The sequence below is a fragment of the Campylobacter sp. CFSAN093238 genome (assembly GCF_012898015.1).
GTDB lineage: Bacteria > Campylobacterota > Campylobacteria > Campylobacterales > Campylobacteraceae > Campylobacter_D > Campylobacter_D jejuni.
Genome location: NZ_CP040611.1, coordinates 259,981 through 285,367, shown reverse-complemented (window position 1 = coordinate 285,367; position 25,387 = coordinate 259,981). Strand labels below are relative to the sequence as shown.

23 protein-coding genes and 3 pseudogenes are annotated in these 25,387 nt (G+C 28.4%); 13 read left to right on the top strand and 13 right to left on the bottom strand.

Features of this window, described 5'->3' with window-relative positions; all coding sequences use genetic code 11:
• Positions 1 to 143: 143 nt before the first annotated feature.
• The 5 genes from ilvE to FBF21_RS01520 all read left to right on the top strand — a co-directional run bounded on the left by ilvE (position 144) and on the right by FBF21_RS01520 (position 5,392).
• Positions 144 to 1,058 (top strand): branched-chain-amino-acid transaminase, encoded by a 915-nt coding sequence (ilvE, locus tag FBF21_RS01540; RefSeq protein ID WP_002851928.1) that lies wholly within the window; start codon positions 144 to 146, stop codon positions 1,056 to 1,058.
• A gap of 12 nt (positions 1,059 to 1,070) precedes the next feature.
• Complete coding sequence (locus FBF21_RS01535) at positions 1,071 to 2,159, top strand: prohibitin family protein (protein ID WP_002886093.1); 1,089 nt, start codon at positions 1,071 to 1,073, stop codon at positions 2,157 to 2,159.
• Between the two features lie 12 nt (positions 2,160 to 2,171).
• Positions 2,172 to 2,702: a DUF2393 domain-containing protein gene (locus FBF21_RS01530; RefSeq protein WP_002867732.1), complete on the top strand. Its 531-nt coding sequence runs from the start codon at positions 2,172 to 2,174 to the stop codon at positions 2,700 to 2,702.
• Positions 2,702 to 3,211, top strand: coding sequence for a DUF2393 family protein (locus FBF21_RS01525; RefSeq protein WP_002867731.1), 510 nt, complete (start codon positions 2,702 to 2,704; stop codon positions 3,209 to 3,211). Before FBF21_RS01530 ends, FBF21_RS01525 begins: the two co-directional genes overlap by 1 nt.
• Positions 3,212 to 3,412: 201 nt before the next feature.
• Positions 3,413 to 5,392, top strand: a complete 1,980-nt coding sequence (locus FBF21_RS01520) for a methyl-accepting chemotaxis protein (RefSeq protein ID WP_052791709.1) — start codon at positions 3,413 to 3,415, stop codon at positions 5,390 to 5,392.
• A gap of 98 nt (positions 5,393 to 5,490) precedes the next feature.
• On the opposite strand, the pseudogene FBF21_RS01515 reads toward FBF21_RS01520, so the two are convergent.
• Positions 5,491 to 6,278, bottom strand: a pseudogene (locus tag FBF21_RS01515) (zinc transporter ZupT).
• A 195-nt stretch (positions 6,279 to 6,473) separates the two neighbouring features.
• Here FBF21_RS01515 and FBF21_RS01510 point away from each other — a divergent pair.
• Together FBF21_RS01510 and FBF21_RS01505 are read left to right on the top strand one after the other, a co-directional pair.
• Entirely contained in the window at positions 6,474 to 8,462 is a 1,989-nt protein-coding gene (locus FBF21_RS01510; protein WP_042635812.1) for a methyl-accepting chemotaxis protein, read from the top strand.
• An 80-nt stretch (positions 8,463 to 8,542) separates the two neighbouring features.
• Positions 8,543 to 9,256 carry a class I SAM-dependent methyltransferase gene (locus FBF21_RS01505; RefSeq protein WP_002870138.1) on the top strand — a complete coding sequence of 238 codons (714 nt, stop codon included), beginning with the start codon at positions 8,543 to 8,545 and terminating at the stop codon, positions 9,254 to 9,256.
• Positions 9,257 to 9,261: 5 nt separating this feature from the next.
• Here FBF21_RS01505 and FBF21_RS01500 read toward each other — a convergent pair.
• The 5 genes and pseudogenes from FBF21_RS01500 to eptC form a co-directional block, all read right to left on the bottom strand.
• Positions 9,262 to 12,415 (bottom strand): annotated as a pseudogene (locus FBF21_RS01500) (type ISP restriction/modification enzyme).
• 9 nt (positions 12,416 to 12,424) lie between these two features.
• Complete coding sequence (gene pyrC, locus FBF21_RS01495) at positions 12,425 to 13,420, bottom strand: dihydroorotase (RefSeq protein WP_002870140.1); 996 nt, start codon at positions 13,418 to 13,420, stop codon at positions 12,425 to 12,427.
• Between the two features lie 8 nt (positions 13,421 to 13,428).
• Positions 13,429 to 13,656: a replication/maintenance protein RepL gene (locus tag FBF21_RS01490; RefSeq protein ID WP_002870142.1), complete on the bottom strand. Its 228-nt coding sequence runs from the start codon at positions 13,654 to 13,656 to the stop codon at positions 13,429 to 13,431.
• Positions 13,653 to 14,009: a diacylglycerol kinase gene (locus tag FBF21_RS01485; RefSeq protein WP_002859416.1), complete on the bottom strand. Its 357-nt coding sequence runs from the start codon at positions 14,007 to 14,009 to the stop codon at positions 13,653 to 13,655. The genes FBF21_RS01490 and FBF21_RS01485 overlap by 4 nt, the downstream gene beginning before the upstream one ends.
• Positions 14,006 to 15,544 carry a lipid A/FlgG phosphoethanolamine transferase EptC gene (gene eptC / locus FBF21_RS01480; protein ID WP_168985423.1) on the bottom strand — a complete coding sequence of 513 codons (1,539 nt, stop codon included), beginning with the start codon at positions 15,542 to 15,544 and terminating at the stop codon, positions 14,006 to 14,008. Before eptC ends, FBF21_RS01485 begins: the two co-directional genes overlap by 4 nt.
• A 117-nt stretch (positions 15,545 to 15,661) precedes the next feature.
• Between eptC and FBF21_RS01475 the strand changes: the two genes are divergently transcribed.
• Complete coding sequence (locus tag FBF21_RS01475) at positions 15,662 to 16,420, top strand: exodeoxyribonuclease III (RefSeq protein WP_002867799.1); 759 nt, start codon at positions 15,662 to 15,664, stop codon at positions 16,418 to 16,420.
• An 18-nt stretch (positions 16,421 to 16,438) separates the two neighbouring features.
• Here the strand turns inward: FBF21_RS01475 and FBF21_RS01470 are convergent, their stop codons facing one another.
• From FBF21_RS01470 to moaC, 3 genes are read right to left on the bottom strand one after another with little or no spacing between them, the layout of a single operon-like run.
• Positions 16,439 to 17,599 carry a hypothetical protein gene (locus FBF21_RS01470; RefSeq protein WP_079264535.1) on the bottom strand — a complete coding sequence of 387 codons (1,161 nt, stop codon included), beginning with the start codon at positions 17,597 to 17,599 and terminating at the stop codon, positions 16,439 to 16,441.
• Complete coding sequence (locus FBF21_RS01465) at positions 17,589 to 17,852, bottom strand: DUF493 family protein (RefSeq protein ID WP_002867797.1); 264 nt, start codon at positions 17,850 to 17,852, stop codon at positions 17,589 to 17,591. The genes FBF21_RS01470 and FBF21_RS01465 overlap by 11 nt, the downstream gene beginning before the upstream one ends.
• Entirely contained in the window at positions 17,830 to 18,303 is a 474-nt protein-coding gene (gene moaC, locus FBF21_RS01460) for a cyclic pyranopterin monophosphate synthase MoaC (RefSeq protein WP_002872171.1), read from the bottom strand. Before moaC ends, FBF21_RS01465 begins: the two co-directional genes overlap by 23 nt.
• Positions 18,304 to 18,395: 92 nt before the next feature.
• Here moaC and FBF21_RS01455 point away from each other — a divergent pair, with 92 nt between their 5' ends.
• A complete protein-coding gene (locus tag FBF21_RS01455; protein WP_002851965.1) occupies positions 18,396 to 18,551 on the top strand; it encodes a highly acidic protein in 156 nt (51 codons plus the stop codon).
• A gap of 2 nt (positions 18,552 to 18,553) precedes the next feature.
• Positions 18,554 to 19,864, top strand: a complete 1,311-nt coding sequence (locus FBF21_RS01450; protein WP_032582902.1) for an MFS transporter — start codon at positions 18,554 to 18,556, stop codon at positions 19,862 to 19,864.
• On the opposite strand, the gene cheQ is transcribed toward FBF21_RS01450, so the two are convergent.
• Together cheQ and cheP are read right to left on the bottom strand one after the other, a co-directional pair.
• Positions 19,833 to 20,312, bottom strand: coding sequence for a cheVAW transcriptional regulator CheQ (cheQ, locus tag FBF21_RS01445; RefSeq protein WP_002854628.1), 480 nt, complete (start codon positions 20,310 to 20,312; stop codon positions 19,833 to 19,835). The genes FBF21_RS01450 and cheQ overlap by 32 nt on opposite strands.
• Before the next feature lie 27 nt (positions 20,313 to 20,339).
• Positions 20,340 to 21,197 carry a cheVAW transcriptional regulator CheP gene (cheP, locus tag FBF21_RS01440; RefSeq protein WP_002860614.1) on the bottom strand — a complete coding sequence of 286 codons (858 nt, stop codon included), beginning with the start codon at positions 21,195 to 21,197 and terminating at the stop codon, positions 20,340 to 20,342.
• A gap of 481 nt (positions 21,198 to 21,678) precedes the next feature.
• Between cheP and FBF21_RS09415 the strand changes: the two are divergent.
• Positions 21,679 to 22,244: pseudogene (locus FBF21_RS09415) on the top strand (FIST N-terminal domain-containing protein).
• 568 nt (positions 22,245 to 22,812) lie between these two features.
• Here FBF21_RS09415 and rplT read toward each other — a convergent pair.
• On the bottom strand, positions 22,813 to 23,166 hold the full coding sequence (gene rplT, locus FBF21_RS01430) for a 50S ribosomal protein L20 (protein WP_002851731.1): 354 nt from the start codon (positions 23,164 to 23,166) through the stop codon (positions 22,813 to 22,815).
• A gap of 93 nt (positions 23,167 to 23,259) precedes the next feature.
• Complete coding sequence (gene rpmI / locus FBF21_RS01425) at positions 23,260 to 23,451, bottom strand: 50S ribosomal protein L35 (RefSeq protein WP_002777995.1); 192 nt, start codon at positions 23,449 to 23,451, stop codon at positions 23,260 to 23,262.
• 158 nt (positions 23,452 to 23,609) lie between these two features.
• On the opposite strand from rpmI, the gene FBF21_RS01420 reads away from it, so the two are divergent.
• Both FBF21_RS01420 and FBF21_RS01415 read left to right on the top strand, forming a co-directional pair.
• Positions 23,610 to 24,776 (top strand): hypothetical protein, encoded by a 1,167-nt coding sequence (locus FBF21_RS01420; RefSeq protein WP_002860616.1) that lies wholly within the window; start codon positions 23,610 to 23,612, stop codon positions 24,774 to 24,776.
• Positions 24,777 to 24,912: 136 nt separating this feature from the next.
• Positions 24,913 to 25,314, top strand: a complete 402-nt coding sequence (locus tag FBF21_RS01415; protein WP_002875905.1) for a bacteriohemerythrin — start codon at positions 24,913 to 24,915, stop codon at positions 25,312 to 25,314.
• Positions 25,315 to 25,387: the final 73 nt, after the last annotated feature.

Below are 25,387 nucleotides of genomic sequence, written 5' to 3'. Positions count from 1 at the left end.
TTATTTCAAAAAATACCTAATATTTTTTTTAACAAAAAACCTTAATTTAATAAAAGCTTATTGTTAGTATATTTTTGATAAAATCCCGATTTATTCTTAAAATAATATTTTTTAAGAAATAAACAACTATAAAAGGTAAAAAAATGATCTCAGCAGATAAAATTTGGATGGATGGAAAATTAGTTGATTTTAAAGATGCAACTTTGCACTTTTTAACCCATTCTTTGCATTATGGCAATGCTGTTTTTGAAGGAACTAGAGCCTATAAAACAGATAAAGGCTTAGCAATTTTCAGACTTGAAGATCACACCAAAAGACTTTTAGAGTCTGCAAAAATTACTCTTTTAAATTGTCCTTTTTCTCAAAAAGAGCTTGAAAATGCACAAATTGAACTCTTAAAAGCAAACAATTTTAAAAGCAATGTCTATATCCGCCCTTTGATTTTCTTAGGCGATGGAGTTATGGGACTTTATCATATAAAAGCTCCTGTAAGAGTTGGAATTGCGGCTTGGGAATGGGGTGCTTACCTTGGAGAAGAAGGTTTAGAAAAAGGCATAAAAGTAAAAATTTCGTCTTTTGCAAGAAATAGTGTTAAATCATGCATGGGAAAAGCTAAAGCAAGCGCGAATTACCTTAACTCTCAAATTGCAAAATTTGAAGCTATTGAAGCAGGCTATGAAGAAGCTTTAATGCTTGATGAAGAAGGTTTTATCGCAGAAGGAACAGGAGAATGTTTCTTTATTGTAAAAGATGGGGTTTTAATCACACCTCCAAATGATTTTTCTTTAAAAAGCATTACTCAAGATACAGTGCTTAAAATCGCTCACGATCTTGGTATCACCGTGCTTCGCCAAAGAATTTCAAGAGATGAAGTTTATACTGCTGATGAAGCATTTTTTACCGGAACAGCCGCTGAAATCACACCTATTAACAACATTGATGCAAGAATAATAGGAAATGGTTTAAGAGGATCTGTAACTAAAAAACTTCAAGATGCTTATTTTGATGTAGTTTATGGACGCAATGAAAAATACGCATCTATGCTAACTTATATTTAAAAAAGGAAATAAATGCCAGCTGATTTAAATGATTATTTCAATAAAAAAAATAGAAATTCTAACAATAACGAAAACAACAACCGTCAAAATTTCAATTTCAAAGCACCAGAATTTAATTTTAAAGGTTTTGGAAAATTCTCTCCATTTATTTATGGGGTGATTATTATTATCTTATTTTTAATCGTTGCAAAACCTTTTATGGTGATAAATTCTGGGGAAATGGGAATTAAATCAACAACAGGTAAATATGACCCAAATCCATTAGAACCAGGACTTCACTTTTTCTTACCTTTTGTACAAAAAATAACCATAATCGATACTAGAGTAAGACAAATCAACTATGCTTCTATAGAGGGAAGTAATGAAAATTTATCTTCAGGTTCAGGTGTTATTAATAAAAATAGTATTTCTGTGCTTGACTCTCGTGGATTGCCTGTATCTATTGATGTTACAGTACAATACCGCTTAAATCCTCTGCAAGTTCCTCAAACTATAGCTACTTGGAGCTTAAATTGGGAAAATAAAATTATCGATCCAGTTGTTCGTGATGTAGTGCGAAGTGTTGTAGGAAAATATACAGCCGAAGAACTTCCTACTAATCGTAATACAATAGCCGCTCAAATAGAAGAAGGTATAAGAAAAACCATAGAAGCCCAACCAAACGAACCTGTAGAACTTCGCGCTGTACAACTTAGAGAAATTATTTTACCTTCAAAAGTAAAAGAACAAATCGAACGCGTACAAATTGCAAAACAAGAGGCTGAAAGAACTAAATATGAAGTAGAAAGAGCTAATCAAGAAGCCTTAAAAAAAGCTGCTTTAGCTGAAGGGGAAGCAAATGCAACCATAATCAGCGCCAAAGGTAAAGCTATGGCTGTTAAGATAGAAGCAGATGCACAAGCTTATTCTAATAAAGAAATCGCAAACAGCTTAAACACCCCTTTGCTAAATTTAAAACAAATTGAAACTCAAAAAGAATTTAATGAAGCCTTAAAAGTCAATCAAGATGCTAAAATTTTCTTAACTCCAGGTGGAGCAGTGCCAAACATTTGGGTTGATACCAAAGATGCTAAAAAGCAAAGTTCTGCCAACATAAACTAAAAGGATACGCAAGTGGAGAAACTAAGAGAAATTGTGCTTTTTTACACTACTCATTTATATTTAGTAGATTATATGCTGATTTTATTAGTTTTTTTTCTCTTCACTTGTGTTTTACTTCTTTGCGTATTTTTACGCCATAGACCTATAGCAGCACTTTTTATTATTGCATTTGATATTATTATTTGTTTTTTAGTTTATATCTATGGGTATAAACTAATAGACAATGAAGTAAGAACTCGAAAAATCGCTATTACAGATCAAAAAATGATACAAAGCTCAAATGATTTAATTGTTGATTTTAACATTACAAATAATTCAAAAAATAATTTTAAAGAATGTAAAATTACAGCTAAAATTTTTGCAGATAAAATACCTAATGATAATATCATAGAAGAATATAAAAAGAAATTTATCCCTTTTAGACAAAAAAGTAGAGAAATTAAAGATCTAAAGAAAAACGCAACCCAATTTCAAAGAATTGCTTTTGAAAATTTTAACTATGAAAATAACTATACCATACGCTTAGTTTCGGAGTGTTTTTAATGCATTTTACAATTTTTCATATTATAGTTTTTATCATTTTACTTATTTGCTTTGCCTTGATTTGTATTTTAATCTTTCTAAAAGTCAAACAAAAAGAAATGGCTTTGATTTCTTATACCATAGCTACTATTTTTACCGCACTTTTGATATATTCTATTTTTCTGACAATCAATCAATTCACCACTCAAGCCGATCTTAGCAAACTAACCTATACAAGAGATCTAAGACATGAAAGCGTTATAGTAAATGGAAAAGTTCAAAATCTTACTAAATTTGAAATCAAAAAATGCTATTTGATACTTAGCATATTAAACCAACAACAAGTAGGAGGTGAAATTTTCAATGATAAAAATATCCGTAACGCTAAAATGCAAAATACAAGTGTTTCTTATACTATAGAAATCATAGACACACTCCCGGGTAATACCTATAAAGAATTTAGAGCTAGCGTTCCTTTTCCTCCAACTTTTAATAATCCTGAATTTTATCACACCTTAAAATGTATTTGATATTGTTAAATAGTTTTAAAACATCTATAAAAAATAATTTTATATTAATTTTATTTTTTTTTGATATGCTAACGAGCTTTATTTAAATAAAATTTTTTATTACTTTTATATTTAAGTAAAAATCTAGATTTTTTAATTTATAATTCTAAAACTTTATGTAGATATCTCTATAAAATAATATTAGAAAGGAGCGCTTAAATTATGAAAAGTGTAAAATTGAAGGTTTCACTGATTGCAAATTTAATCGCAGTAGTGTGTTTGATAATTTTAGGTGTTGTAACATTTATATTTGTAAAGCAAGCAATTTTTCATGAAGTTGTGAATGCTGAAATAAATTATGTTAAAACGGCTAAAAATTCTATAGAGTCTTTTAAGGCAAGAAATTCTTTAGCTCTTGAAAGTTTAGCTAAAAGTATTTTAAAGCATCCTATAGAACAGTTAGATAGTCAAGATGCTTTAATGCATTATGTTGGAAAAGATTTAAAGAATTTTAGAGATGCTGGAAGATTCTTAGCAGTTTATATTGCTCAACCAAATGGCGAACTTGTTGTAAGCGATCCAGACTCTGATGCTAAAAATTTAGATTTTGGAACTTATGGAAAAGCTGATAATTATGATGCTAGAACAAGAGAGTATTATATAGAAGCAGTTAAAACAAATAAACTTTATATTACCCCATCTTATATTGATGTAACTACAAATTTACCTTGCTTTACATATTCTATTCCGCTTTATAAAGATGGTAAATTTATAGGGGTTTTGGCTGTAGATATTCTTGCGGCAGATTTGCAAGCTGAATTTGAAAATTTACCAGGTAGAACTTTTGTATTTGATGAAGAAAATAAAGTATTTGTTTCTACAGACAAAACTCTTTTGCAACAAGGTTATGATATTAGTACTATTGCAAATCTTGCTAAAACTAAAGAGGATCTTGAACCTTTTGAGTATACTAGACCAAAAGATGGTAATGAAAGATTTGCTGTATGCACAAAGGTTTCTGGAATTTATACTGCTTGCGTTGGAGAGCCAATAGAACAAATAGAAGCTCCAGTTTATAAAATTGCATTTATACAAACTGTGATTGTTGTTTTTGCAAGCATTCTTAGCGTCATCCTCCTTTATTTCATCGTATCAAAATACCTCTCCCCACTTGCAGCTATCCAAACAGGTTTAACTTCATTCTTTGATTTTATCAACTATAAAACAAAAAATGTTTCTACTATAGAAGTAAAAAGCAATGATGAATTTGGACAAATCTCAAATGCTATCAACGAAAACATTCTTGCTACTAAAAGAGGCTTAGAACAAGACAATCAAGCCGTTAAAGAATCAGTTCAAACCGTATCAGTTGTAGAAGGTGGTAATTTAACAGCAAGAATTACTGCTAATCCAAGAAACCCACAACTTATTGAACTTAAAAATGTTCTAAATAGACTTCTTGATGCTTTACAAGCTAGAGTAGGTTCTGATATGAATGAAATTCAAAGAGTATTTAATAGCTATAAATCTCTTGACTTTACTACTGAAGTAAAAGATGCCAATGGAGCTGTAGAGGTAACTACTAATGCACTAGGACAAGAAATCATTAAAATGCTAAAACAAAGCTCAGACTTTGCTAATGCTTTAGCTAATGAAAGTGGAAAATTACAAACTGCTGTTCAAAGCTTAACCACTTCTTCAAATTCTCAAGCTCAATCTTTAGAAGAAACTGCAGCAGCTTTAGAAGAGATCACTTCTTCTATGCAAAATGTTTCAGTTAAAACTAGTGATGTTATCACTCAATCTGAAGAGATTAAAAATGTTACAGGTATTATAGGTGATATTGCAGATCAAATCAATCTTTTAGCTTTAAATGCAGCTATTGAAGCAGCTCGTGCTGGAGAACATGGTAGAGGCTTTGCAGTGGTAGCTGATGAAGTTAGAAAGTTAGCTGAAAGAACTCAAAAGTCTTTATCAGAAATTGAAGCTAATACTAATTTACTTGTTCAATCTATCAATGATATGGCAGAAAGTATTAAAGAACAAACTGCAGGTATCACTCAAATCAATGATAGCGTAGCTCAAATTGATCAAACTACTAAAGATAATGTTGAAATTGCTAATGAATCAGCTATTATTTCTAGTACAGTAAGTGATATAGCTAATAATATCTTAGAAGATGTTAAGAAGAAAAGGTTTTAATTAATCATTCAAGCCCTTTCTTTGGGCTTGAATTTTAAAAATTTATGCTATGATTTTATATATTTTATAAATAAACACTTAAAAACAAAAAATAATTTTCAATATTCAAGTAAATTTAAACTTAAAGCCATTATTGCCATTCCTGCGATAAGTCCATATAAACTATCATGAGCCTTATCATAAGTTTTTGCAGCGGGCAAAAGCTCATCAAGAGATATAAAAACCATAATTCCTGCAATCACAGCAAAACTTATAGCTAAAGTAAGATCGCCTATAAAAGGCAATAAAATCAAAGCTCCAACAAAAGCACCCAAAGGCTCTGCAAAACCCGAAAGAGCTGAATAAATAAAAGCTTTTTTCTTATCTCCTGTAGCATGGTAAATTGGCAAACTCACAGCCAAACCTTCTGGGAAATTATGTATAGCAATAGCCAAAGCTGTAAAAATCCCTGTACGTTTTAAAGCTTTAGTATTGATCTGATGCAACTTTTCTCCAGGATGAAATTTCGGAGGATTTTGTCCTTTTTGAGGCAAGGGACAAATTTTTAACTCGCTTAAATCCTCTTTAGGCTCGTGAGGATTGACATCTTCGGGGATTAATTTATCAATCAATAAAGATATTAAAATTCCACCAAAAAAACAAGCCAATCCTAAAAGTTCGGCCCAATGTGAATTATAATAATTTTTAAAATCTTTAAGAGCAGTGGGTAAAATTTCCATAAAAGAAATGTATATCATTACTCCAGCTGAAAAACCAAGCCCTAAAGAAAGCACCCTTAAATCATCTTTTCTAGAAAAAAGGCTATTATAGAACCTATAGCCGTAGAAAAACCTGCAAAAAGAGTCAATAGCATTGCGATAAAAATTTGTTCAAATGTAAATTGCATTTATTAATTCTTAATATATAATTATAGTGTTTTATAATTATATATATGTAAAAAGTTAATAAATGGCAAAAAGTATAAAAAATACTAAAATTTTTAAGAATATTTATGTAAAAAAGTTCATTTTTATGCATTTCTTTCTCTATATTTCTGCTATAATAATAATTTTATTTCCAAAATATAAATATAGGAGTTATAATGCAATCAATAAATTCAGGCAAATCCGTTGGAGTTTCAGTCAAACTTACGCTGTGGGTTGGAATTTTAGTTGTATTAATTTTAGCAATCACAAGTACCGTTAGTTACTTTGATGCCAAAAATCACACATATGAATTGCTAAAAGAAAATCAATTAAAAACTATGGATGATGTTAAAGTAACTTTTGAAAACTATTCCAAAAGCAAGCAAAAAGCTATAGAGGTTCTAGCATATGAAAGTGCTAAAAAATTAGAAGATGAAAATATTTCACTGCTTCTAGATTCTTTTAAGAAGGCGTTTGATTTTGATATTGTTTTTATTGCGTTTGATAAAAACAACAAAATGCTTTTGTCAAATGGAACAATTTTAGATAAAAAATCAAATTTTGACATTACAAAACAAATTTGGTATCAAGAAGCAAAAAATAACAAAGGCATCACAATAACTCAACCATATAAATCCCCTATAGATCAAGAGATTGGTATAACTTATGTTTTCCCTATTTATAAAAATAATCAACTTATAGCTTTCGTTGGAGGCGATTACAATCTAGATAAATTTTCCAAAGATGTATTATCTTTAGGACACTCATCAACTACTTATGCTGCTGTTTATGACTCTGAAGGAAGAATTATTTTTCACGAAGTGCTTGATAGAATTTTAACAAAAAACACTTTAAGCGTTAATATTGCTAACGCCATAAAAGAAAACCCTGAATATATAGATCCAAATAAGAGAGATATTCTTTTTCCTGTATTTGATGATAAAGGTATCAAATATGAAACAATGTGCGATACAAGTTCCAATGGATTATATCGTATTTGTGCTGTAACTTTAGATAGTAACTATACTTCCGCTGTTAATTCCATTTTAATGAAACAAGCTATAGTCGGTATTATAGCTATAATCATAGCTTTAATCTTGATTAGATTTTTAATCAGCAGAAGCCTCTCCCCACTTGCAGCTATCCAAACAGGTTTAACTTCATTCTTTGATTTTATCAACTATAAAACAAAAAATGTTTCTACTATAGAAGTAAAAAGCAATGATGAATTTGGACAAATCTCAAATGCTATCAACGAAAACATTCTTGCTACTAAAAGAGGCTTAGAACAAGACAATCAAGCCGTTAAAGAATCAGTTCAAACCGTATCAGTTGTAGAAGGTGGTAATTTAACAGCAAGAATTACTGCTAATCCAAGAAACCCACAACTTATTGAACTTAAAAATGTTCTAAATAGACTTCTTGATGCTTTACAAGCTAGAGTAGGTTCTGATATGAATGAAATTCAAAGAGTATTTAATAGCTATAAATCTCTTGACTTTACTACTGAAGTAAAAGATGCCAATGGAGCTGTAGAGGTAACTACTAATGCACTAGGACAAGAAATCATTAAAATGCTAAAACAAAGCTCAGACTTTGCTAATGCTTTAGCTAATGAAAGTGGAAAATTACAAACTGCTGTTCAAAGCTTAACCACTTCTTCAAATTCTCAAGCTCAATCTTTAGAAGAAACTGCAGCAGCTTTAGAAGAGATCACTTCTTCTATGCAAAATGTTTCAGTTAAAACTAGTGATGTTATCACTCAATCTGAAGAGATTAAAAATGTTACAGGTATTATAGGTGATATTGCAGATCAAATCAATCTTTTAGCTTTAAATGCAGCTATTGAAGCAGCTCGTGCTGGAGAACATGGTAGAGGCTTTGCAGTGGTAGCTGATGAAGTTAGAAAGTTAGCTGAAAGAACTCAAAAGTCTTTATCAGAAATTGAAGCTAATACTAATTTACTTGTTCAATCTATCAATGATATGGCAGAAAGTATTAAAGAACAAACTGCAGGTATCACTCAAATCAATGATAGCGTAGCTCAAATTGATCAAACTACTAAAGATAATGTTGAAATTGCTAATGAATCAGCTATTATTTCTAGTACAGTAAGTGATATAGCTAATAATATCTTAGAAGATGTTAAGAAGAAAAGGTTTTAATTAATCATTCAAGCCCTTTCTTTGGGCTTGAATTTTAAAAATTTATGCTATGATTTTATATATTTTATCAAGGAAAATATATGAATTTATGGGATAAAAAGGCCAAAACTTACGCAAGATATCAAAACACTTTAAACACCATACAAAAGCAAACTTTTGAATATTTACAAAATTTAAATATTTCTTTTCAAAATAAAAGCATTATAGATATAGGATGTGGAACTGGGGTTTGGACTTTACACTTAGCTAAAGAAGCTAAAGAAATTTTAGCCCTAGATAGTGCAAATACTATGCTTGAAATTTTACAAGAAGATGCTAAAAAACTAAATCTTAACAATATAAAATGCGAAAATTTGAGCTTTGAAACTTGGATGCAAAACAATCCTAATGTTAAATTTGATCTTGCATTTTTAAGTATGTCTCCTGCTTTACAAAATGAAAAAGACTATAAAGCTTTTTTAAACTTAGCTTCTAAAAAAGTGTATTTAGGCTGGGCAAGTAGGCGTAAAAGTAGCTTTTTAGATCCTATATTTGAGCATTTTAACACTCATTTTAAAGGTTTTTATGAAAGTGATTTGCAAGGTTTTTTAAATACACAAAATATCCCTTATGAGTATGAAATTTTTAACGAAACTAGAGTGGTAAAAAGAGACAAACAAAGTGCGATAGAAAATGCTTTGTGGCATTTAAGTATGAATGGTATTAATACAAACAAACAAGAGTTAGAAAGCTTTGTAAAAGATGAAGTAGAAGAGATTATAGAAGCTAAGATAAAACTTTTAATCATTAGCTAGTTATACTAGCTAAGATTGATTTTTGAAATTTCATCTTGAATTTTTAAAGTTTCATCTAAGGTTTGTATGATCAAGGTAAAATGCTTATGATCTATGTCTTCTTCTTTGTGGCTTTTTAGGTATTTATCTAGCACAGCATAGCCGCCTATTTTAAACTCATAAATTTCAGGACTTACTTTATTAAAATACAAACTTTCGTTTATGAAAAGTTCTTTTACGTCTTTGTTGTATTTGATTTTTTGTATTTTGAAATTTTTATTTTTAATGTCTTTAAACAAGGCTTCACCTACATTAAAATCTAACTCATCATTTTTTAATAAATGTAAATTTACAAGTTTTAAGCCTAGTTTGCTTAAATTTTTAAAAGTATTTTTATCTTTTGTAAAAGGAATTTTTGGAAAATCAATTTTTAAAAAATCAAGATATTTTTCTCTATAAATTTTATGAAAAAGCACCGCATAAATATAGCCTAGTATGTCTTCTGGTGAGAATTTTTCTTTATAAAGCTCATCTATGAAAGTTCTAAAGCTTTCTTTGAAATTTTCTATTTTTGAGGTGAAATTTTCTTCGTTAAAATTTGGATTTTCTTTTTCTAGGAATTTTTTACTTCTAGTTGTAGGATAAAGATAAAGTGGAGAAACATAGCTATTTGCTCCGACTAAATGTTTATCTATAACTTTTGAGCTTATAAATAAATTTGAAATTTCTTTTAGATTAGTGCCTCTATCATAAATCAAACCTATGTTTTCATACCCCAAAAAATGTTCCATTATGTCAATTCTTGGTCTTTCCACTTTTTTTATATCATAATAAATTTTTTGCGTATCAAAAGGTTTATATGCTATTTCTTTGATGTATTTTTTATCAAATTCATTATAAAAATTATAAACTTGTTGTTCTAATTTTTTATTATTCGTTGAGATTAATATAGCATCCTTAGAGCTTGCAATTCCTACGCTTGAAAGCATAAAAATATCTTTTACGCTTATGCCCTTGTTGTATTCTTCTAATAAATCATTATTTTGTGGTAAGAAAAGATAAAAAGGCTCGTTGTTTTTTACCAAAGTCCATTTTATAGAATTTAAGTCATTTTCATATAAAAATTCGTATTTATCCTTTCTTTTGCCGTATAAATCATGATAATAAATGTTTGTATTTTTAGCTTTTGAATTTTGTTTTATAAAGATATTTATGCTCACACCTTGCATGATATCAAAGACATTATCATCTTTGCTTCCATCAGGAGCTTTTTCTTTTTTTCTAGTATCGCCGTGTAAATTAAGTATATAAATTTTATCAAAGCTTTGCATTAAAGAATATCTCATACCTCTAAAGGTAGGATTATCTAAAAAGCTATTATTTGAAATAAAAGCAAAAATTCCGCTTTCTTGAGAGTCGATTTTACTTTGGGCAAAGCGTATGAATTTTACATAGTCATCAAGCATTACTTTTGAATTTTTTTCATTTTCTAGTTTGTGTTTTTCATATATGGCTTTAAAAGTACTTGTGTTTTGTTTGGATTTTTCTTTAAAATACGAGCTTATCCACTTTTTTTGTTCATTATTAAGATTTGCTTTGCTTGGTTCTAAACCATAGCTTATTTTGATCTCATCTTCGTATAAGCCTTTGTTGCTACTTGCTCCACTATAAGGCGGATTGCCTGTGATGATTAGAATTTGTTCTTCTTTTATTTTTTGTGCTTTTTTGAATTCTTTTGTTAGATCAATGAGAGTAAAAAGCGTGTTTTGATCATTTTGTTCTTTGGATATGCTTTTAGAATATAAAGTATTTGTTAGTGCTATTTTAAGACTTTCATCATCGTTTAATGGAGAGTTAAATTCTTCTTTAAAACTTTGAGAAATTTTTAAATGTGCTATGGTGTAAGGGGCTATTAAAAATTCAAAACCACAAAATTTGTCTATCAAAACTTTTGGATTGTAATTAACGCTATTTTTGCTTATAGGTTCTAAAGCTTTTCTAAAAGCTTCAAGTAAAAAGGTGCCAGTGCCTGTGGCAAAATCAAGTAAGGTTATATTTTTATCTAAAGCTTCGCTTAAGCCTTTTTTGTGATTGAAATCTTGTTTTAAAGCTTCATCTATGGCATTTATGATGAAAATTACTACAGGCGCAGGAGTATAATACACTCCCCTTACTTCTCTAAGCTTTGGATCATAGCTTGCTAAAAATGTTTCATAAAAGTGCAAATAAGGATCTTTGTGAGTAGATAAAATAGTAGGACGATTAAATAAGTCTTTCTCGCCTGTTTTGTTTAATTCTTTAATAATGCTTGTAATGTCTATGTGATTTATAATGTTTATGATTTCTTCTAAAAGCCATTTTATATTTTCTAAATTTTCAAAACTATCATCTAAAAATCCACTCATAGAACGGATCAATGGAAATGATTTTGGTATGAATTTTTTAGCATTGTTTAGATCTATTTCTTTTGCGGTATCGTTATTTAATTTTGCTAAGAATAAGCTATAAGTTAAAGTTTGCGCAAAAGAATCGCGAAATTCTTCATAGGATAATTCTTTATAAAGTGTTTCTTTGAAAGTGTTAAATAAACTTAATAAAGTTTCATTTTTGCTTGATAATAAAAGCTCATCTTTTAAAATTCTTGTTCTTAGGCTTAGATGGTTTGCAAAATCTAAAGCTGAATTTATGGGATTTGGGATTTTAGAAAAAAATATGCTAAAAAGTTCGTTTAACTCTTGTGTTTTAGTATCTAGCAAAGATTGATTTTTAACAATGCTTTTAATCTCATCAAGAGAGCAAATTTTTACTTCTTTACAAATGATAATTTCATTTTTATCATTTAAACTTAATAATATAAATCTTAAATAATCTGTGAGAATGATATTTGGGCTTAATTTTGTGTATTTTAAAATTTGATCACTTGTTATGATGTTATCAAGATTTGCATTTACTCTTTTGTTTTCTATGTAACCTAGTGTTAAAAAATCTTTTGTAATCAAAAAATCCGGAGCACCTCTACCTTCTTTGTCGTTATTTGGTTCTTGTTTGATAGAGATTTTATTTTGCTTGTCTTGATTATCTTTTATAGCTTGCAATAAATTTTGCAAAGCTGTTCTATGGGTATGTTCTTTATCATTATATAGAAATATCTTTTATGTTTTCTAAATAAGTTTTTAGCATTAATTTCCTTTAATTTGCGACTTTGAAATTTAAAGTTTTCCCTGCCATAAATGGCACTACATCGCCGTATTTTTGCGCTACTTGCCATTCTTGTTTTTCTAAAGTGATAATTTTGTCATTTTCAAATTTAAGATTATGGATTTTGCAAGCATTATCTGAAATAAATTGTTGTAAATTTGTTTCATTTGAATGTTTTTCAAAAAGTTCAACTAATACAGGTAAAATCACCGGTGCGCTAAAAACTCCAGCCGCACAACCACAACATTCTTTAGTGTGCAATGGATGAGGCGCGCTATCGCTTCCAAACATAGCCTTTTCATAGCCACTAAAAGCAAGCTCACATAAAGCGTCTTTATCTTCATAGCGTTTTGCAATAGGCTTGCAAAATAAATGTGGATCCATTTTACCACCCACTACATCATCAAGCGTTATCATTAAATGATGCAAAGTGATAGTTGCGTATAAATTTTCATAATCTTTTAATAAATCACACAAAACCTTAGTGGTAATATGCTCCATTACAATTTTTAATTTTGGAAAGTTTTTAGCTAATTTTTCATATATTTTAGCAAAATTTGCTTCTCTATCCATGACAAAATCATTGGTTTCTCCATGCACAAGTAAGGGTATGTTTAATTCGCTCATAGTAATTAATGTAGGTTTTAACTTTTCTATATCAAAACTTGAAATTCCATTATCTGAGTTGGTAGTGATACCTGCAGGATAAAGTTTGATAGCAAAAAGCTCGTCTTTAGCTTTTTCTAAAAATTGCTCATCATAGTCTTTGAAAAACAAAGTCATCAAAGGCGTAAAATCTTCATTTTTACATGCTTTTAAAATGCGTTCTTTATAAGCTTTTAATACATCTATTTCAGTAAGTGGGGTGATTAAATTTGGCATGATAACCCCTGCCTTAAAGTCTTTTGCACTAAAAGGAGCTACAAGCGCAAGCATACTTTCATCGCGTAAATGTAAATGCATATCCAAAGGGTTTTTAAGTTTCATTTTATCTCCTATATTTTTAGCTGATAAAATCCATTTTTAAGACGCTTAAAAAGCTTTTTTTCTTCTAAAAATTTAAAAGTAGCGATGATAGTGGGCTTGCTTTGGTTTAATTTTTCTTCAAGCTCACTGATTTTAATCATAATAAAACCATTTTCATCGGCATTTTCGCATAAAAATTTTAACAATTCAAAACGCTTTTTTCCCAAAATTTCTTGTATTAATTTTTCAAATTTCATAAGTAAATGCTATATAAAATAAAACTCCAAACAAAAAGAGCTAAAAGCACACTAAAAAACACTGCCGTACTCGCACAATCTTTAGCAATTTTTGCCTTTTCATGCCATTCATTTGTAATCAAATCAACACAAGCTTCAATAGCCGAATTTAAAGCCTCTATAATTAAAATAAGCATTAAAACACTTACCAATAATAAATGCTCCAAAAAACTAACTTTTAAGAAAAAACTAAAAACTATCGCAGGGATAATAATACAAAGTTCAATTCTAAACGCCATTTCATTTTTAAATAAAGCAAAAATCCCTTCTAAAGCATATCTTGCATTATTTAAAAAATGATATTTAGGCTTCATGGATTTGCCTTAAGTTTAGGATTTAATAAATCATATTCTGGCTCATAAACACTTGTTTTTACATCAAAATATCCTAAAAGAGTACTAAAAAGATTATCTTGAGAAAGTTTTAAACCTTTATGCTCTTTAGCTAAATTCATTAATTTTTCATCATTGCTCCAAAAAATAGCAGGAATACGGGTTTGATAACTTGGCGCTATAGCATAAGGCATACCATGAAGATAAATACCATTTTCACCCAAACTTTCACCATGATCTGAAAGATAAAACAAAGAACTTTCATAGCTTTTTTGCTCTTTTAATAGTTTTATAATCTCACTTAAAAGATAATCTGTATAAAGTAAAGTATTGTCATAAGTGTTGATTAAAGCCTCGCTATCACATTTTGAAAGCTCATTAGTATCACAAGTTGGAGTGAATTTGTTAAATTCACTTGGATAGCGTTTATAATAAGTTGGCCCATGAGAACCTTGCAAATGAAGAACTATTATATTTTGATCACTTAAATGATTTAATTTTTCTTTAAAAGGAGCGAGTAAATTTTCATCCAAATCACTAGAAAGCTTTTGCTTATAAGCTAATCTATCACAAACCCCTTTACAACCACCAGAATTATTATCAAACCATGCAGTATCTACACCTGTTTTATAAAGCACATCCATCGCATTTTCTTGAAATTCTGAACTTGAATAATTTTCACGCTTAGAAATAGAAAACATACAAGGTAAACTTACCGCTGTTGCTGTTCCACATGATGAAAAATTATCAAAAAACACTACATTATCTTTTTTGGTATAAAAATTGGTATCATTTTTAGCATATCCACCCAAAGAGTAATTTGCCGCTCTAGCGGTTTCACCCACTACCAAAACCAAAAGTTTTTTAGTGTGATTGTTTTCTCTATAAGCATCATTAGCTATAGTTTTAAATTCTGGCTTAGCTTTTACAAAACGAACATAATAGCGATATACGGCATAAATTTGATAAAAAGGGGTATTATACATTCTTATTTCATTATAGTTTCTAAAAAAAGGCAAGAAAGTTTTACTTAAAGGGATTAAAACCGCACAAACAACAATCAAACCTGATATTATATTGATAATTTTAATTTTTAGATGGGATTTAAAACTACCATAATAATCAATTTTTACTTTAACAACATAAAAAACCAACAATAAAGCCAAAACAACAAATAAGATCAATTTTAAATTTAACAAATCTTTTACTTCTTTGATATCTGTTTGAACAACATTTTGTATCATATCAGAATCTATAAGCACCCCATAAAAACTAATAAAGTAAACACTTAAAAAAGATGATATTATAAATAATATAGAAAAAAATTTAGTAAAAAACTTTATAAAAAGCAAAGAGCAAATCACGTGAACAAGGGCAAAATAGGCCACAATAAAAACAAAAGTTATAAACCAGTTTTGTGTATTTTTTTCATACACAAAATAAAATAAATTAAAATTCAACAATACAATCATCAAAGAATTAAAAAAAGTAAACTGAAGCCAAGTTAATCTAAGCATATAAATCCCACCTCCAAATTTAAGCTTTTAATTTTATTGAATTTTTTTAAATGGATTGTAGTTTTAAATCTTTTTATGTTATGATTTACACTTTTAATGAAAATTTTAAGGAAAATAATGAAACTACTTTCATGGAATGTCAATGGCTTAAGAGCTATTTGTGATAAAAATGCACTTGATTGGATAGCACAAGAACAAATTGATTTTATAGGTTTTCAAGAAATCAAAGCACATGAAGATAAATTTCCTAAAAAAATTTATGAATATCCTTTTAAACACATGTATTTTAATTCTGCTAAAAGAGCGGGGTATTCTGGGGTAATGAGTCTTTGTAATTTTAATAGCGAAGTAAAAAAATGCGAATTTTTTGATGATGAAGAAGGTAGGGTTTTAGAACACCGCTTTAAAAATATTGCACTTTTTAATATCTATTTTCCAAATGGTCAAAAAGATGAAGAGCGTTTAAATTTTAAGATGAAATTTTATGCAGATTTTTTAGTGTATTTGGATAAGCTTTTAAAGGATGGATTTGAAATTATCATTTGCGGTGATGTCAATACCGCTCATAAAGAAATCGATCTTACTCATCCAAAAGCCAATGCCAACACTTCAGGTTTTTTACCTATAGAAAGAGCTTGGATTGATGATTTGCTAAAGCTTGGTTTTATAGATACTTTTAGAGAAATTAATGGTGAAATCAAAGAAAAATACTCGTGGTGGAGCTATAGAATGAAAGCAAGAGAAAGAAATGTAGGCTGGAGGATTGATTATTTTTTCATTTCAAAGGGTTTAAAAGATAAACTTAAAAACGCTTTCATAAGAGATGATATTTTTGGCTCTGATCACGCACCTGTAGGTATAGAAATAGATATTTAATATCCCAAAAATGGGATATTATTTTTTAACGAATTTTTTTGCTTTTTCCCAAAGTCTTACACCAAGCTTTTTAGCTTTTTTGGAATTTAAATCTTTGTATTTTTCACTAGCAATTTTTTCTAATTCAAAAATTTCTTGTTTAAAACGATTTAATTTTCTTTGAGTAAGTTTGTTAAAATCATTAATCTTTGGATTTTTCTTAATATCATTTAAAACTAATATTAGTTGCTCTCTGCTTTCACCTGCAAGACGTCTAAATTTAGCAAAAAGATTATCAAGTTCATGTTCTAGCAAATTCTCAACTATACTCTTACAAGGATCATTTTGTAATTGAATCTCTTTTTTTAAAAGAGCAATAAAATCATCTTCTATACCTATTAGTTCTTTGCTTTTTAAACTAACATCTTCTTCAAAATTTGCATAAGTTAATGAAGCTTTAAATTTTTCCATTGCCAAAACAATACCATCCCTTGTGCCTTTAATCACGCCTAAACAAAGATCTTTTGCATAAGCCATAGATTCATTAGCTATTTCAAAAGCGGTATTTAAAATAATACTTGAAATTTTTAAAATTCTTTCTTTTTCAAAATGAGCTTCACAAATGGCATTATATACGAGATTTTTAGCTATTTCACTACTTGTAAGTTCTATATCTTCAGCCTTTTCTAATGTAGTTAAAAAAGCACTTTCAGCGGTTTCTTTTAAAATTCCAAGCATTTCTATATCAAATAAAATAGCATCATTTAAACCACCACTAAATTCATCACAAAAAGAACATTCTTGTAAAATATTCTCGAATTCAAAAAAATTATCGCTGATTTGATTTTTAATCAAATTCTTTTGATTTTCAATCTGTTTGTTTAATAATTCAGCTTCGCTAATATACTCATAAAGTGAATTTTGAGCATCTACAATACTCGCCTTAACCAAAGCTTTGATAACCTTTGTAACATTTTCATCATCAAAAAAATCAAGTTTTTTCAAAATGGTTAAAAATTCAACCAAAAGAGAATTTAAAACTTTTTTTGTTTCATGAGGATTATGTGAAATTTGCTTATACGCAAGATTAAAACTCAAGTCTTCAAGTAAATCACTTGCTTCATCTTTACCGAGATTTGATAAAGAATTTTCAAAAATAATTAAAGTATTTTTCATTTTTCCTCCTTTCTTAAAGTACAAATTTTGCTTTAGCTTTTAATTTATCAAATATATCCAAACGATCTTTTTTGCTATCAACATAAACATTTAACAAATAACTTTGATATTTTCCACTCGCACTTGAATTCGAATGTTCAAATTTATATTCTCTTTGACCTAAAATTTCTTCAAAAATTTCACTTGCCTTAATATGCACCTCAAAAATCACCTTATAATCCCAAAAAGTAGGATAATTGATCTGAGGTTCTTTTTTAAGATCGCACAAATTTACCACTTTTACCTCCTTCTTTGCTTTCAAGCACTATATCCGTAATTCTCATTGATTTATCTATAGCCTTGATCATATCATATATAGTTAAAAGTCCTATACTAACTCCACTTAAAGCTTCCATTTCAACACCTGTTTTACCTTCACACTTAACTGTTACAATAAGCTTAAATGCACATTCTTTAACAAATTCCACAATATTAGTTTCAACTTTAGAAAGCATCAAAGGATGGCACATAGGAATAATTTCACTTGTTTTTTTAGCCCCCATTATAGCCGCAATAATAGCTGTTTGAAGAACAGGACCTTTTTTTGCGGTATTGTTTTTAATTACATCAAAAGCTTCTTGACTCATATATATTATACCACTAGCTGTGGCTATTCTTAAAGTAATATTTTTATCGCTTACATCTACCATTTTAGGATGATTTTTTTCATCTAAATGACTTAATTTCATAAATTCACCTTTTAAAAAATTATAAAAATTATAGCAAAACTAAACAAATTTAAGATAAAATAAGCTTTGTATTTTTATTTAAGGAGAAAACAATGGCTTATGAAGATGAAGAAGATTTAAATTACGATGATTATGAAAACGAAGATGAAGAATATCCACAAAATCACCATAAAAATTATAATTACGATGATGATGATTATGAATACGATGATGATAACAATGATGATGATTTTTATGAGATGGATTAAGAATGAGCAAAACCCTTAACCAAAAAGATATAAAAGTTTTAGGACTTTCATCATTAGGTGGAACTTTAGAATTTTATGATTTTATTATTTTTGTATTTTTTGCAAATTATATTTCAACAAACTTTTTTCCAAAAGATTTAAGTAGTTTTTGGCAAATGTTTAATACTTATGGAATATTTGCAGCTGGATATTTAGCACGTCCTTTAGGGGGTGTGATACTGGCACATTTTGGAGATAAATTTGGACGCAAAAGAATGTTTATGATTAGTATTTTGTTAATGGTTATTCCAACTTTTACTCTAGCTTTTATTCCAAATTATGAAAGCATAGGTTTTCTTTGTATTGTGCTTTTAGTTTTTATACGCATTTGTCAAGGCATTGCTATAGGCGGGGAACTTCCTGGAGCTTGGGTTTTTGTATACGAACACGCACCACAAGGTCAAAAAAGAACTTATTTGGGAATTTTAACCGCTTCGGTTGTAGGTGGAATTTTATTAGGTAGTTTAGTTTTTTTAATTATGAATAAAATTTATACCCAAGAAGAACTTCATGAATGGGCTTGGAGAATTCCATTCTTTTTAGGTGGAATTTTTGGGATTATTTCTGCTTATTTGAGAAAATTTTTAAGAGAAACTCCTGTTTTTGAACAAATGAAAAAAGACAAGACTTTAGAAAAATTTCCTTTAAAAGAAGTGTTTAAAAAAGCTAAAATGGGAATTGTTCTTTCTATGATGATTGCTTGGGTTTTGACAGGTTGCATTGTTGTAATGATTTTGCTTATGCCTAGCTATATGGCAAAAATACTTCAAATTAACACTTCTATACAAACCTATCTTCAAATAGGTGGAATTTTACTTATTTGCCTAGGGTGTATTATAAGTGGAATTTTAGCGGATAAAATAGGCATTATCAAATCTTGTGTATTTTTTAGTGTTTTTTTTGGAATTGTAAGCTTGCTTTATTTTAATACTCTATATAGACAAAATGCTGATTTTAACCTAGTAGCTTGCTTATATTTACTTGTATGTTTTTTTAGCGGAGTGATGAATTTTTGCCCTTTAATAATGAGTGAAGTATTTGATGCAAAAATTAAATTTTCAGGACTTTCTTTTTCATATAATATTGCTTATGCTATAGCTGGAGGTTTAACTCCGCAACTTGCTTTTTTCTTGCATAGTTTTGCCTTAGATAATTTAAGTAATTTTTGGCGTTTTTCTTTGGGAATTTATGTTTTCTTTTTGGCTATTATAGCTTTGCTATGTGCATTTATTTTTTCTTATCTTAATAATACCCAACGCACATACTCTCAGTGATTTTAATACGCTTTTCAAAAGGAGCTGGGCTAAAAAAATGGCATTTTTCTATATAAATATGCTGATGATAATTTAGCCCTAAAAAATCATAAAATTTTTTTAGATTAACAAATTTAATCCCACAAATCTCCTTAAGCTCTAAAAGTTTGTAAATAGAAGAATTATTTTTTTCCACTAAATGAGAGGGGGCTAATCCAGTAAAAGAACAAAAAGCACTTGCCAATACAAAACCATTTAAACCACTGCATTGCCTTAAAGCTTGCTGATGTTTTTCTAAAATGCAATTTCTATGCAAAAATATAATTCTTGTTCCTTGATATCTGCCTATTTCTACATTTTTCCAAAATTTATAAGCATTTTTTGAAATTCCAGCAAAACGATGAAATTCAGCGTTTAAAATATAGTGATCTAAAAATTCATTAGGAGGCAAGATTAAACTTTTCATCACTACAATTTAGAGCCTTAAAAAGGCTCTTTAATCTTCTTTGTTTAAATTTTCCTTAGCTTTGTTAGGAAGCTTAGATAAAAGATTGTTTAAATCAAAATTAATTCCTTGAGTTTTTGCCTCTTTAAGTAAAGCAACTGCAGCTTTTGCGTTAAATGGAGAAGAGCCATCATGCGGAGCAAAAAGATGATCTGTTATTGCTAAAGCATAAGCGGATTTTTTCACTTTTTCACGAGCAGCATGAGGAGTGCGAACAAAACATATACTTTCAATCAAAACATCATCAAAATTCCAACGATGTAACAAAAATCCCAAGAAAGAAATATGATCTACGCCTAAAAATTCATTCTCCGCTAAAGCAAGATTTTCACTTTTATTTAAAAAAGCTAAAAAATCCTTATCCTTATGATTTTGTATAAGAAAATTTGAAAAAATAACAATACCAAGCCTTAAAAGCATTGCACAAGGAACTAAAAGATGAGAAAGTTTTTTATCTTCATCATTAAGCCAATTTGCGATAAAAGTTGCCTCTTCATTGCACGTTTTTAAAAAATTTTGAGTATTTAAACCATAAGGTGAAACGTCTATTTTAAAATTATCTCTAATGGAGTCAGCCATAACTATATTGATGATATTACCAACGCCTAATAAAGTAATCACTTGATTTATGGTTGTAATTTCTCTTGTAAAACCATAATAAGGAGAATTTGCTAATTGCAAAAGCTTAGCCGTCATCAACGGATCGCTTGAAATGATTTCAGCAACTTTCATAGTTTCTATATTTGAATTAGCCTCGCTCACATATTTTCTTAACTTACTTACAGTATCAGGTAAAGGTGGCAATACTTCAACGCTTTTTAATAAAAGCTCATTCATATCTCCAATCATATTTAATTTATCCTTAATTAATATTATTATAATTTGCAATTATATCTAAATTTTAATTTACTTATTGCATTTTTTATGACTTAAGGTATAATAAAAATTACAAATAAATGCCGAATTTATGGTGTCTTGATTTAGTTAACTAGTAATTAAAAAATAGTTTTAATGGAGTTAAATTGATGTTTTTTTAATTTTAAAAATAAAAGCTCAACAAAAAAAGAAGAAGTAAAAAAGTTTTAGAAGCTCCATATCTTCAATAAAATGAACTTGAAGAAAAATTAAAAAAAATAAACATCAAGCCAAAATTAATTATAGGCTTTGTGTCAATCAACTTAATCTAGCGATCATAGGAAATAAGATTCAAAATTCCATAAATGAGCAATGTGATATCATCTTAAGCAGTGCTACTGATTTATTATGCAACCTTGATTCTAACTCAAACATTGAAAACAGTCCTTATAAACAAAATATCCAAGGAATAAGCTTGATACTTTTTAGTGAAGATATGATAGAAAATCTTTGCACAAATAAAATCAAGCTTTTTAGTGATATAAAAGATTATACAGAAAGAAAAAAACTGATAGAAAAAGAAGTTTTATTTATAAATATACCTTTTGAAGCACACTGCATAAATACTTTGCATTATTTAATTTATGATGGTTTAAGTCAAAGCGAAAGTTCTCTTTTAGAACTTTTGTACAAACACAACCCCTATCCTTGTGCTTTAGTAGGGGGTGGGTCTAGCGGAAACATGGACTTTAGCGGAGCATTTATATTTTATAACGGAGAAATATTAAAAATCAAGCTTTAAGCATACATGTTCAATTTAAACCTAAATACCGTTTTAATTTAATGAAGTCTAAAAATTTCAATCCTCAAAGCAACATTACTTTTACCATACTTGATGTAAGCTTATATGATAAAACCGTACGCGAATTTATTAATAAAAAACCTTTCAATCCATCAACGCGGTTGAAGTTTTATGTAATTATTTTAACTGCACTTTTGAAGAACTTAAAAATAAAATGCAAGAATATACTTTTGCTTTAAAAATTGGAGAAGACTATCTTATTTCCCCTATGAAAATCAACCCAAATAAAACATTATTTAGTTATTGTGATATAGAAAGCGCTCAGGAATTAAGCTTGCTTAAAAAACAAATTTTATTGAAGCTATAAAAAAAGATTATGAAAAATTTTCTCTTAATAAACCAAAACCACTAGGAGCAATTTTTAATGATTGTATCTTAAGAAGACTTCACAACAAAGAACATTTAAATCAAATCCATTTTAATAATTTTCCCATAGTTGGTTTTTCTAGTTTTGGAGAAATTTATGGAGCGGGAATTGCAAAAAGTTTAGTGGCAATATTTTTTATGAAGTTGAAAATTTTAATGATTTCAAACCTAGATATTTAAAAACTTTCATACAAAAATACAGTGATTTTAAATACTATTATCTTAATATAAAAGGTCAAAAACTAGAAATGACAAATGAGATTAATAAAATAATCTTAAATCAACTCAAATGTTATGAAGATGTTCTAGCTAAACTAAATTAATACTAAAAAATTAAGAATTTCAAGAAATCAAAAATCTTGAAATTCTTACACTAAAAAATCAAAGTGCTTTTTTTGCGGCCTCTGCAATTTTTGCAAAAGCAGCAGCATCATTCATAGCTAAATCTGCTAGAATTTTTCTATCAAGTTCAATGCCTGCTTTTTTAAGACCATTGATAAATCTTGAATAACTTAAATCATTGAGTCTGCAAGCAGCATTGATACGCACAATCCAAAGACGACGGAAGTCTCTTTTTTTACGGCGTCTATCACGATAAGCATAGACTAGACTTCTTTCTAATTGTTCTTTTGCCTTTCTAAAATGTTTGCGGCGTCCACTATAAAAACCACGCGCTAATTTTAAAACTTTTTTATGTCTGCGGCGTCTAACAACACCTGTTTTTACTCTTGCCATTTTTATTTCCTTTCATAAAGTGGCGTCCAAATTTGGAGCTTGCCCTTGAAATTTTATCTCAGAGGGGAGTTTGAATGACTTTTAGTCAAAAACTTAAATTCCTAGCATTTTTTCAACAGCTTTTACATTTGTGCTATGCACATATTTAGCTGTGCGAAGATCACGCATTCTTTTTGCAGGTTTTTTAGTCAAAATATGACTTCTAAAAGCTGAGCCTCTTTTGATTTTATTTTTACCTACTTTGAAGCGTTTAACTGCGCTTTTAACGCTTTTCATCTTTGGCATACGCTTTCCTTATTTAGATAAATTTTTATTTTTCAAACTTTAAAAGAAAAGATAAATACTATCAAATTTTTTCTAATTTTTGACTGAATTTAATTTTTAAAAAACTTGGCACACATTTTGCTTATAAAAAAATCAGCAATATTTTGGAAAGATTTAAAATGACTATAAATTCGGCAAATCCATATCAAAATTTAACCTTATCTAATCCTTTGCAGAATAGCTCTGCTCTAAATTTGATTAAAGATAGCAAAGCCTTAGATCAAAAAGGAAATGAAAATAGCTTAGAACAATTGAGTTATATTTTTAATAATATCACTTATGCTAGTGAATTTGGATTTAGAATCAATGAAGAAGGTTTTTTTGATAAAGATTTAAATAAAATTGCAAATATACCAGAATCTTATGATATCAACATTAAAAGCGTTAGAAGCATAGCGAAAGAACTCGCAAAACAAGATGAAAATTTAAACTACAATAAAATTGATCTACCTTATCTTTTAAACAGCTATCATAGTTCATTAAAATCTATAAATTCAGAATTTTTACAAGATGATAATGCTTATTTAAGTCGCGATCTTATTTCAAAACTATCATCAGGTTTTTCAACAGATAATGGAGAATTTTTAGGCCAAATTTCAAGAATTTACAACAATCAAGAAGAAATTGATTTGGCATTAAGTAATATCACAAATTTAAATACTTTAATGTTAGATAATAAAATAACTAATTTTCACTTTGATAAAGCCATAGAAAACACTTCTTCTAATGAAATTTTAAAACCTTATTTAACTAAAAATGCAGAAGTATCAAAATCTGGTCTTTTAATGAATTTTATCTACCATGATATAAAAACTCAAAACGAAAAAGAATTTAACTTTTTTATGAAACCTGCCACTTTAGAACTAAGCTCTCATCAAAATTTACAAAAAATTCTCAAGGGTGAAACAGATATAGAAGATTACATCAAAAAAGAAAATGAAAAAAAGATGAGTTTTGATCTTTATCTTTATGTGAATGGCGTAGATAAAAAAACAAGTACTCAAGATAAACTATCTGTATTTTTTCAACAATATATTAACTACCAAAAAGATATGGATTTAAGAGAATTTGCAAATTCAAGTTCAATATTTCAAATTTATATCGATCAAAATCGCAATGATTTTGATGCTCTTAAAAAACAATATCAAAACCAAAGTCAAGATACGCAAAGATTAGAAGAAGCAAATCAACTACGTTCTAGCTCTATAGAAAATTTTTTAGATCGTCGTCAAAAACAAGCAAATATAAATAAAATTTTAAACTCTTATATGTCTGTGATGGTTTAAAATAATTTTTTAAAAAATATATAAATTATAAATACTTTAATAATAATAATTTTTATATAATTAATTAATAAAATTTTAAGTATTATAGCATTATAATCCGTTCTCGAAAAATATAAATATAAAAGTACTCAAAACCATGATTTATAATGAAAAAATTATTTCAATGAATAATGATCTTTTAGATCATCAACATAAAGAACTTTTTGAAATTTCTAAAAAACTCTCTTTAATGAACCAATATCATGTTGGAACAAAAGAATTAAAAATTGTCTTAAGAGAGTTGTTGATAATGATCAATAGACATTTTTCAGATGAAGAAGCCTTTATGAGAAAAATAGAATATCCTTATATCAACCATCATACAAGAATTCACAGAAAAATTATCTTAGAAATTGAAGAAATTATCATCAGTGAAGCTAAATTTGTAAATATAATGACCGAAAAATTAAATCTCGTTGTTCAAGATTTTATCTTTAAACATACAGCCAAAGAAGATTCAAAAATAGTAAAGTATTACGAAGAAAAATTTAAGAAATAGTATTTCTCATTTTTGCTATATAAAATTCACAAAATATTTCACTTTAAAATTTTACTTTAGCATTTTATTTTTG

Excerpts from the sequence above, each read along its gene's own strand:
- ilvE (WP_002851928.1), top strand. The coding sequence starts at position 144 with ATGATCTCAGCAGATAAAATTTGGATGGATGGAAAATTAGTTGATTTT.
- FBF21_RS01535 (WP_002886093.1), top strand. The coding sequence starts at position 1,071 with ATGCCAGCTGATTTAAATGATTATTTCAATAAAAAAAATAGAAATTCT.
- FBF21_RS01525 (WP_002867731.1), top strand. The coding sequence starts at position 2,702 with ATGCATTTTACAATTTTTCATATTATAGTTTTTATCATTTTACTTATT.
- FBF21_RS01520 (WP_052791709.1), top strand. The coding sequence starts at position 3,413 with ATGAAAAGTGTAAAATTGAAGGTTTCACTGATTGCAAATTTAATCGCA.
- FBF21_RS01510 (WP_042635812.1), top strand. The coding sequence starts at position 6,474 with ATGCAATCAATAAATTCAGGCAAATCCGTTGGAGTTTCAGTCAAACTT.
- FBF21_RS01505 (WP_002870138.1), top strand. The coding sequence starts at position 8,543 with ATGAATTTATGGGATAAAAAGGCCAAAACTTACGCAAGATATCAAAAC.
- pyrC (WP_002870140.1), bottom strand. The coding sequence starts at position 13,420 with ATGAAACTTAAAAACCCTTTGGATATGCATTTACATTTACGCGATGAA.
- FBF21_RS01490 (WP_002870142.1), bottom strand. The coding sequence starts at position 13,656 with ATGAAATTTGAAAAATTAATACAAGAAATTTTGGGAAAAAAGCGTTTT.
- FBF21_RS01485 (WP_002859416.1), bottom strand. The coding sequence starts at position 14,009 with ATGAAGCCTAAATATCATTTTTTAAATAATGCAAGATATGCTTTAGAA.
- eptC (WP_168985423.1), bottom strand. The coding sequence starts at position 15,544 with ATGCTTAGATTAACTTGGCTTCAGTTTACTTTTTTTAATTCTTTGATG.
- FBF21_RS01475 (WP_002867799.1), top strand. The coding sequence starts at position 15,662 with ATGAAACTACTTTCATGGAATGTCAATGGCTTAAGAGCTATTTGTGAT.
- moaC (WP_002872171.1), bottom strand. The coding sequence starts at position 18,303 with ATGAAATTAAGTCATTTAGATGAAAAAAATCATCCTAAAATGGTAGAT.
- FBF21_RS01455 (WP_002851965.1), top strand. The coding sequence starts at position 18,396 with ATGGCTTATGAAGATGAAGAAGATTTAAATTACGATGATTATGAAAAC.
- FBF21_RS01450 (WP_032582902.1), top strand. The coding sequence starts at position 18,554 with ATGAGCAAAACCCTTAACCAAAAAGATATAAAAGTTTTAGGACTTTCA.
- cheP (WP_002860614.1), bottom strand. The coding sequence starts at position 21,197 with ATGATTGGAGATATGAATGAGCTTTTATTAAAAAGCGTTGAAGTATTG.
- rplT (WP_002851731.1), bottom strand. The coding sequence starts at position 23,166 with ATGGCAAGAGTAAAAACAGGTGTTGTTAGACGCCGCAGACATAAAAAA.
- rpmI (WP_002777995.1), bottom strand. The coding sequence starts at position 23,451 with ATGCCAAAGATGAAAAGCGTTAAAAGCGCAGTTAAACGCTTCAAAGTA.
- FBF21_RS01420 (WP_002860616.1), top strand. The coding sequence starts at position 23,610 with ATGACTATAAATTCGGCAAATCCATATCAAAATTTAACCTTATCTAAT.
- FBF21_RS01415 (WP_002875905.1), top strand. The coding sequence starts at position 24,913 with ATGATTTATAATGAAAAAATTATTTCAATGAATAATGATCTTTTAGAT.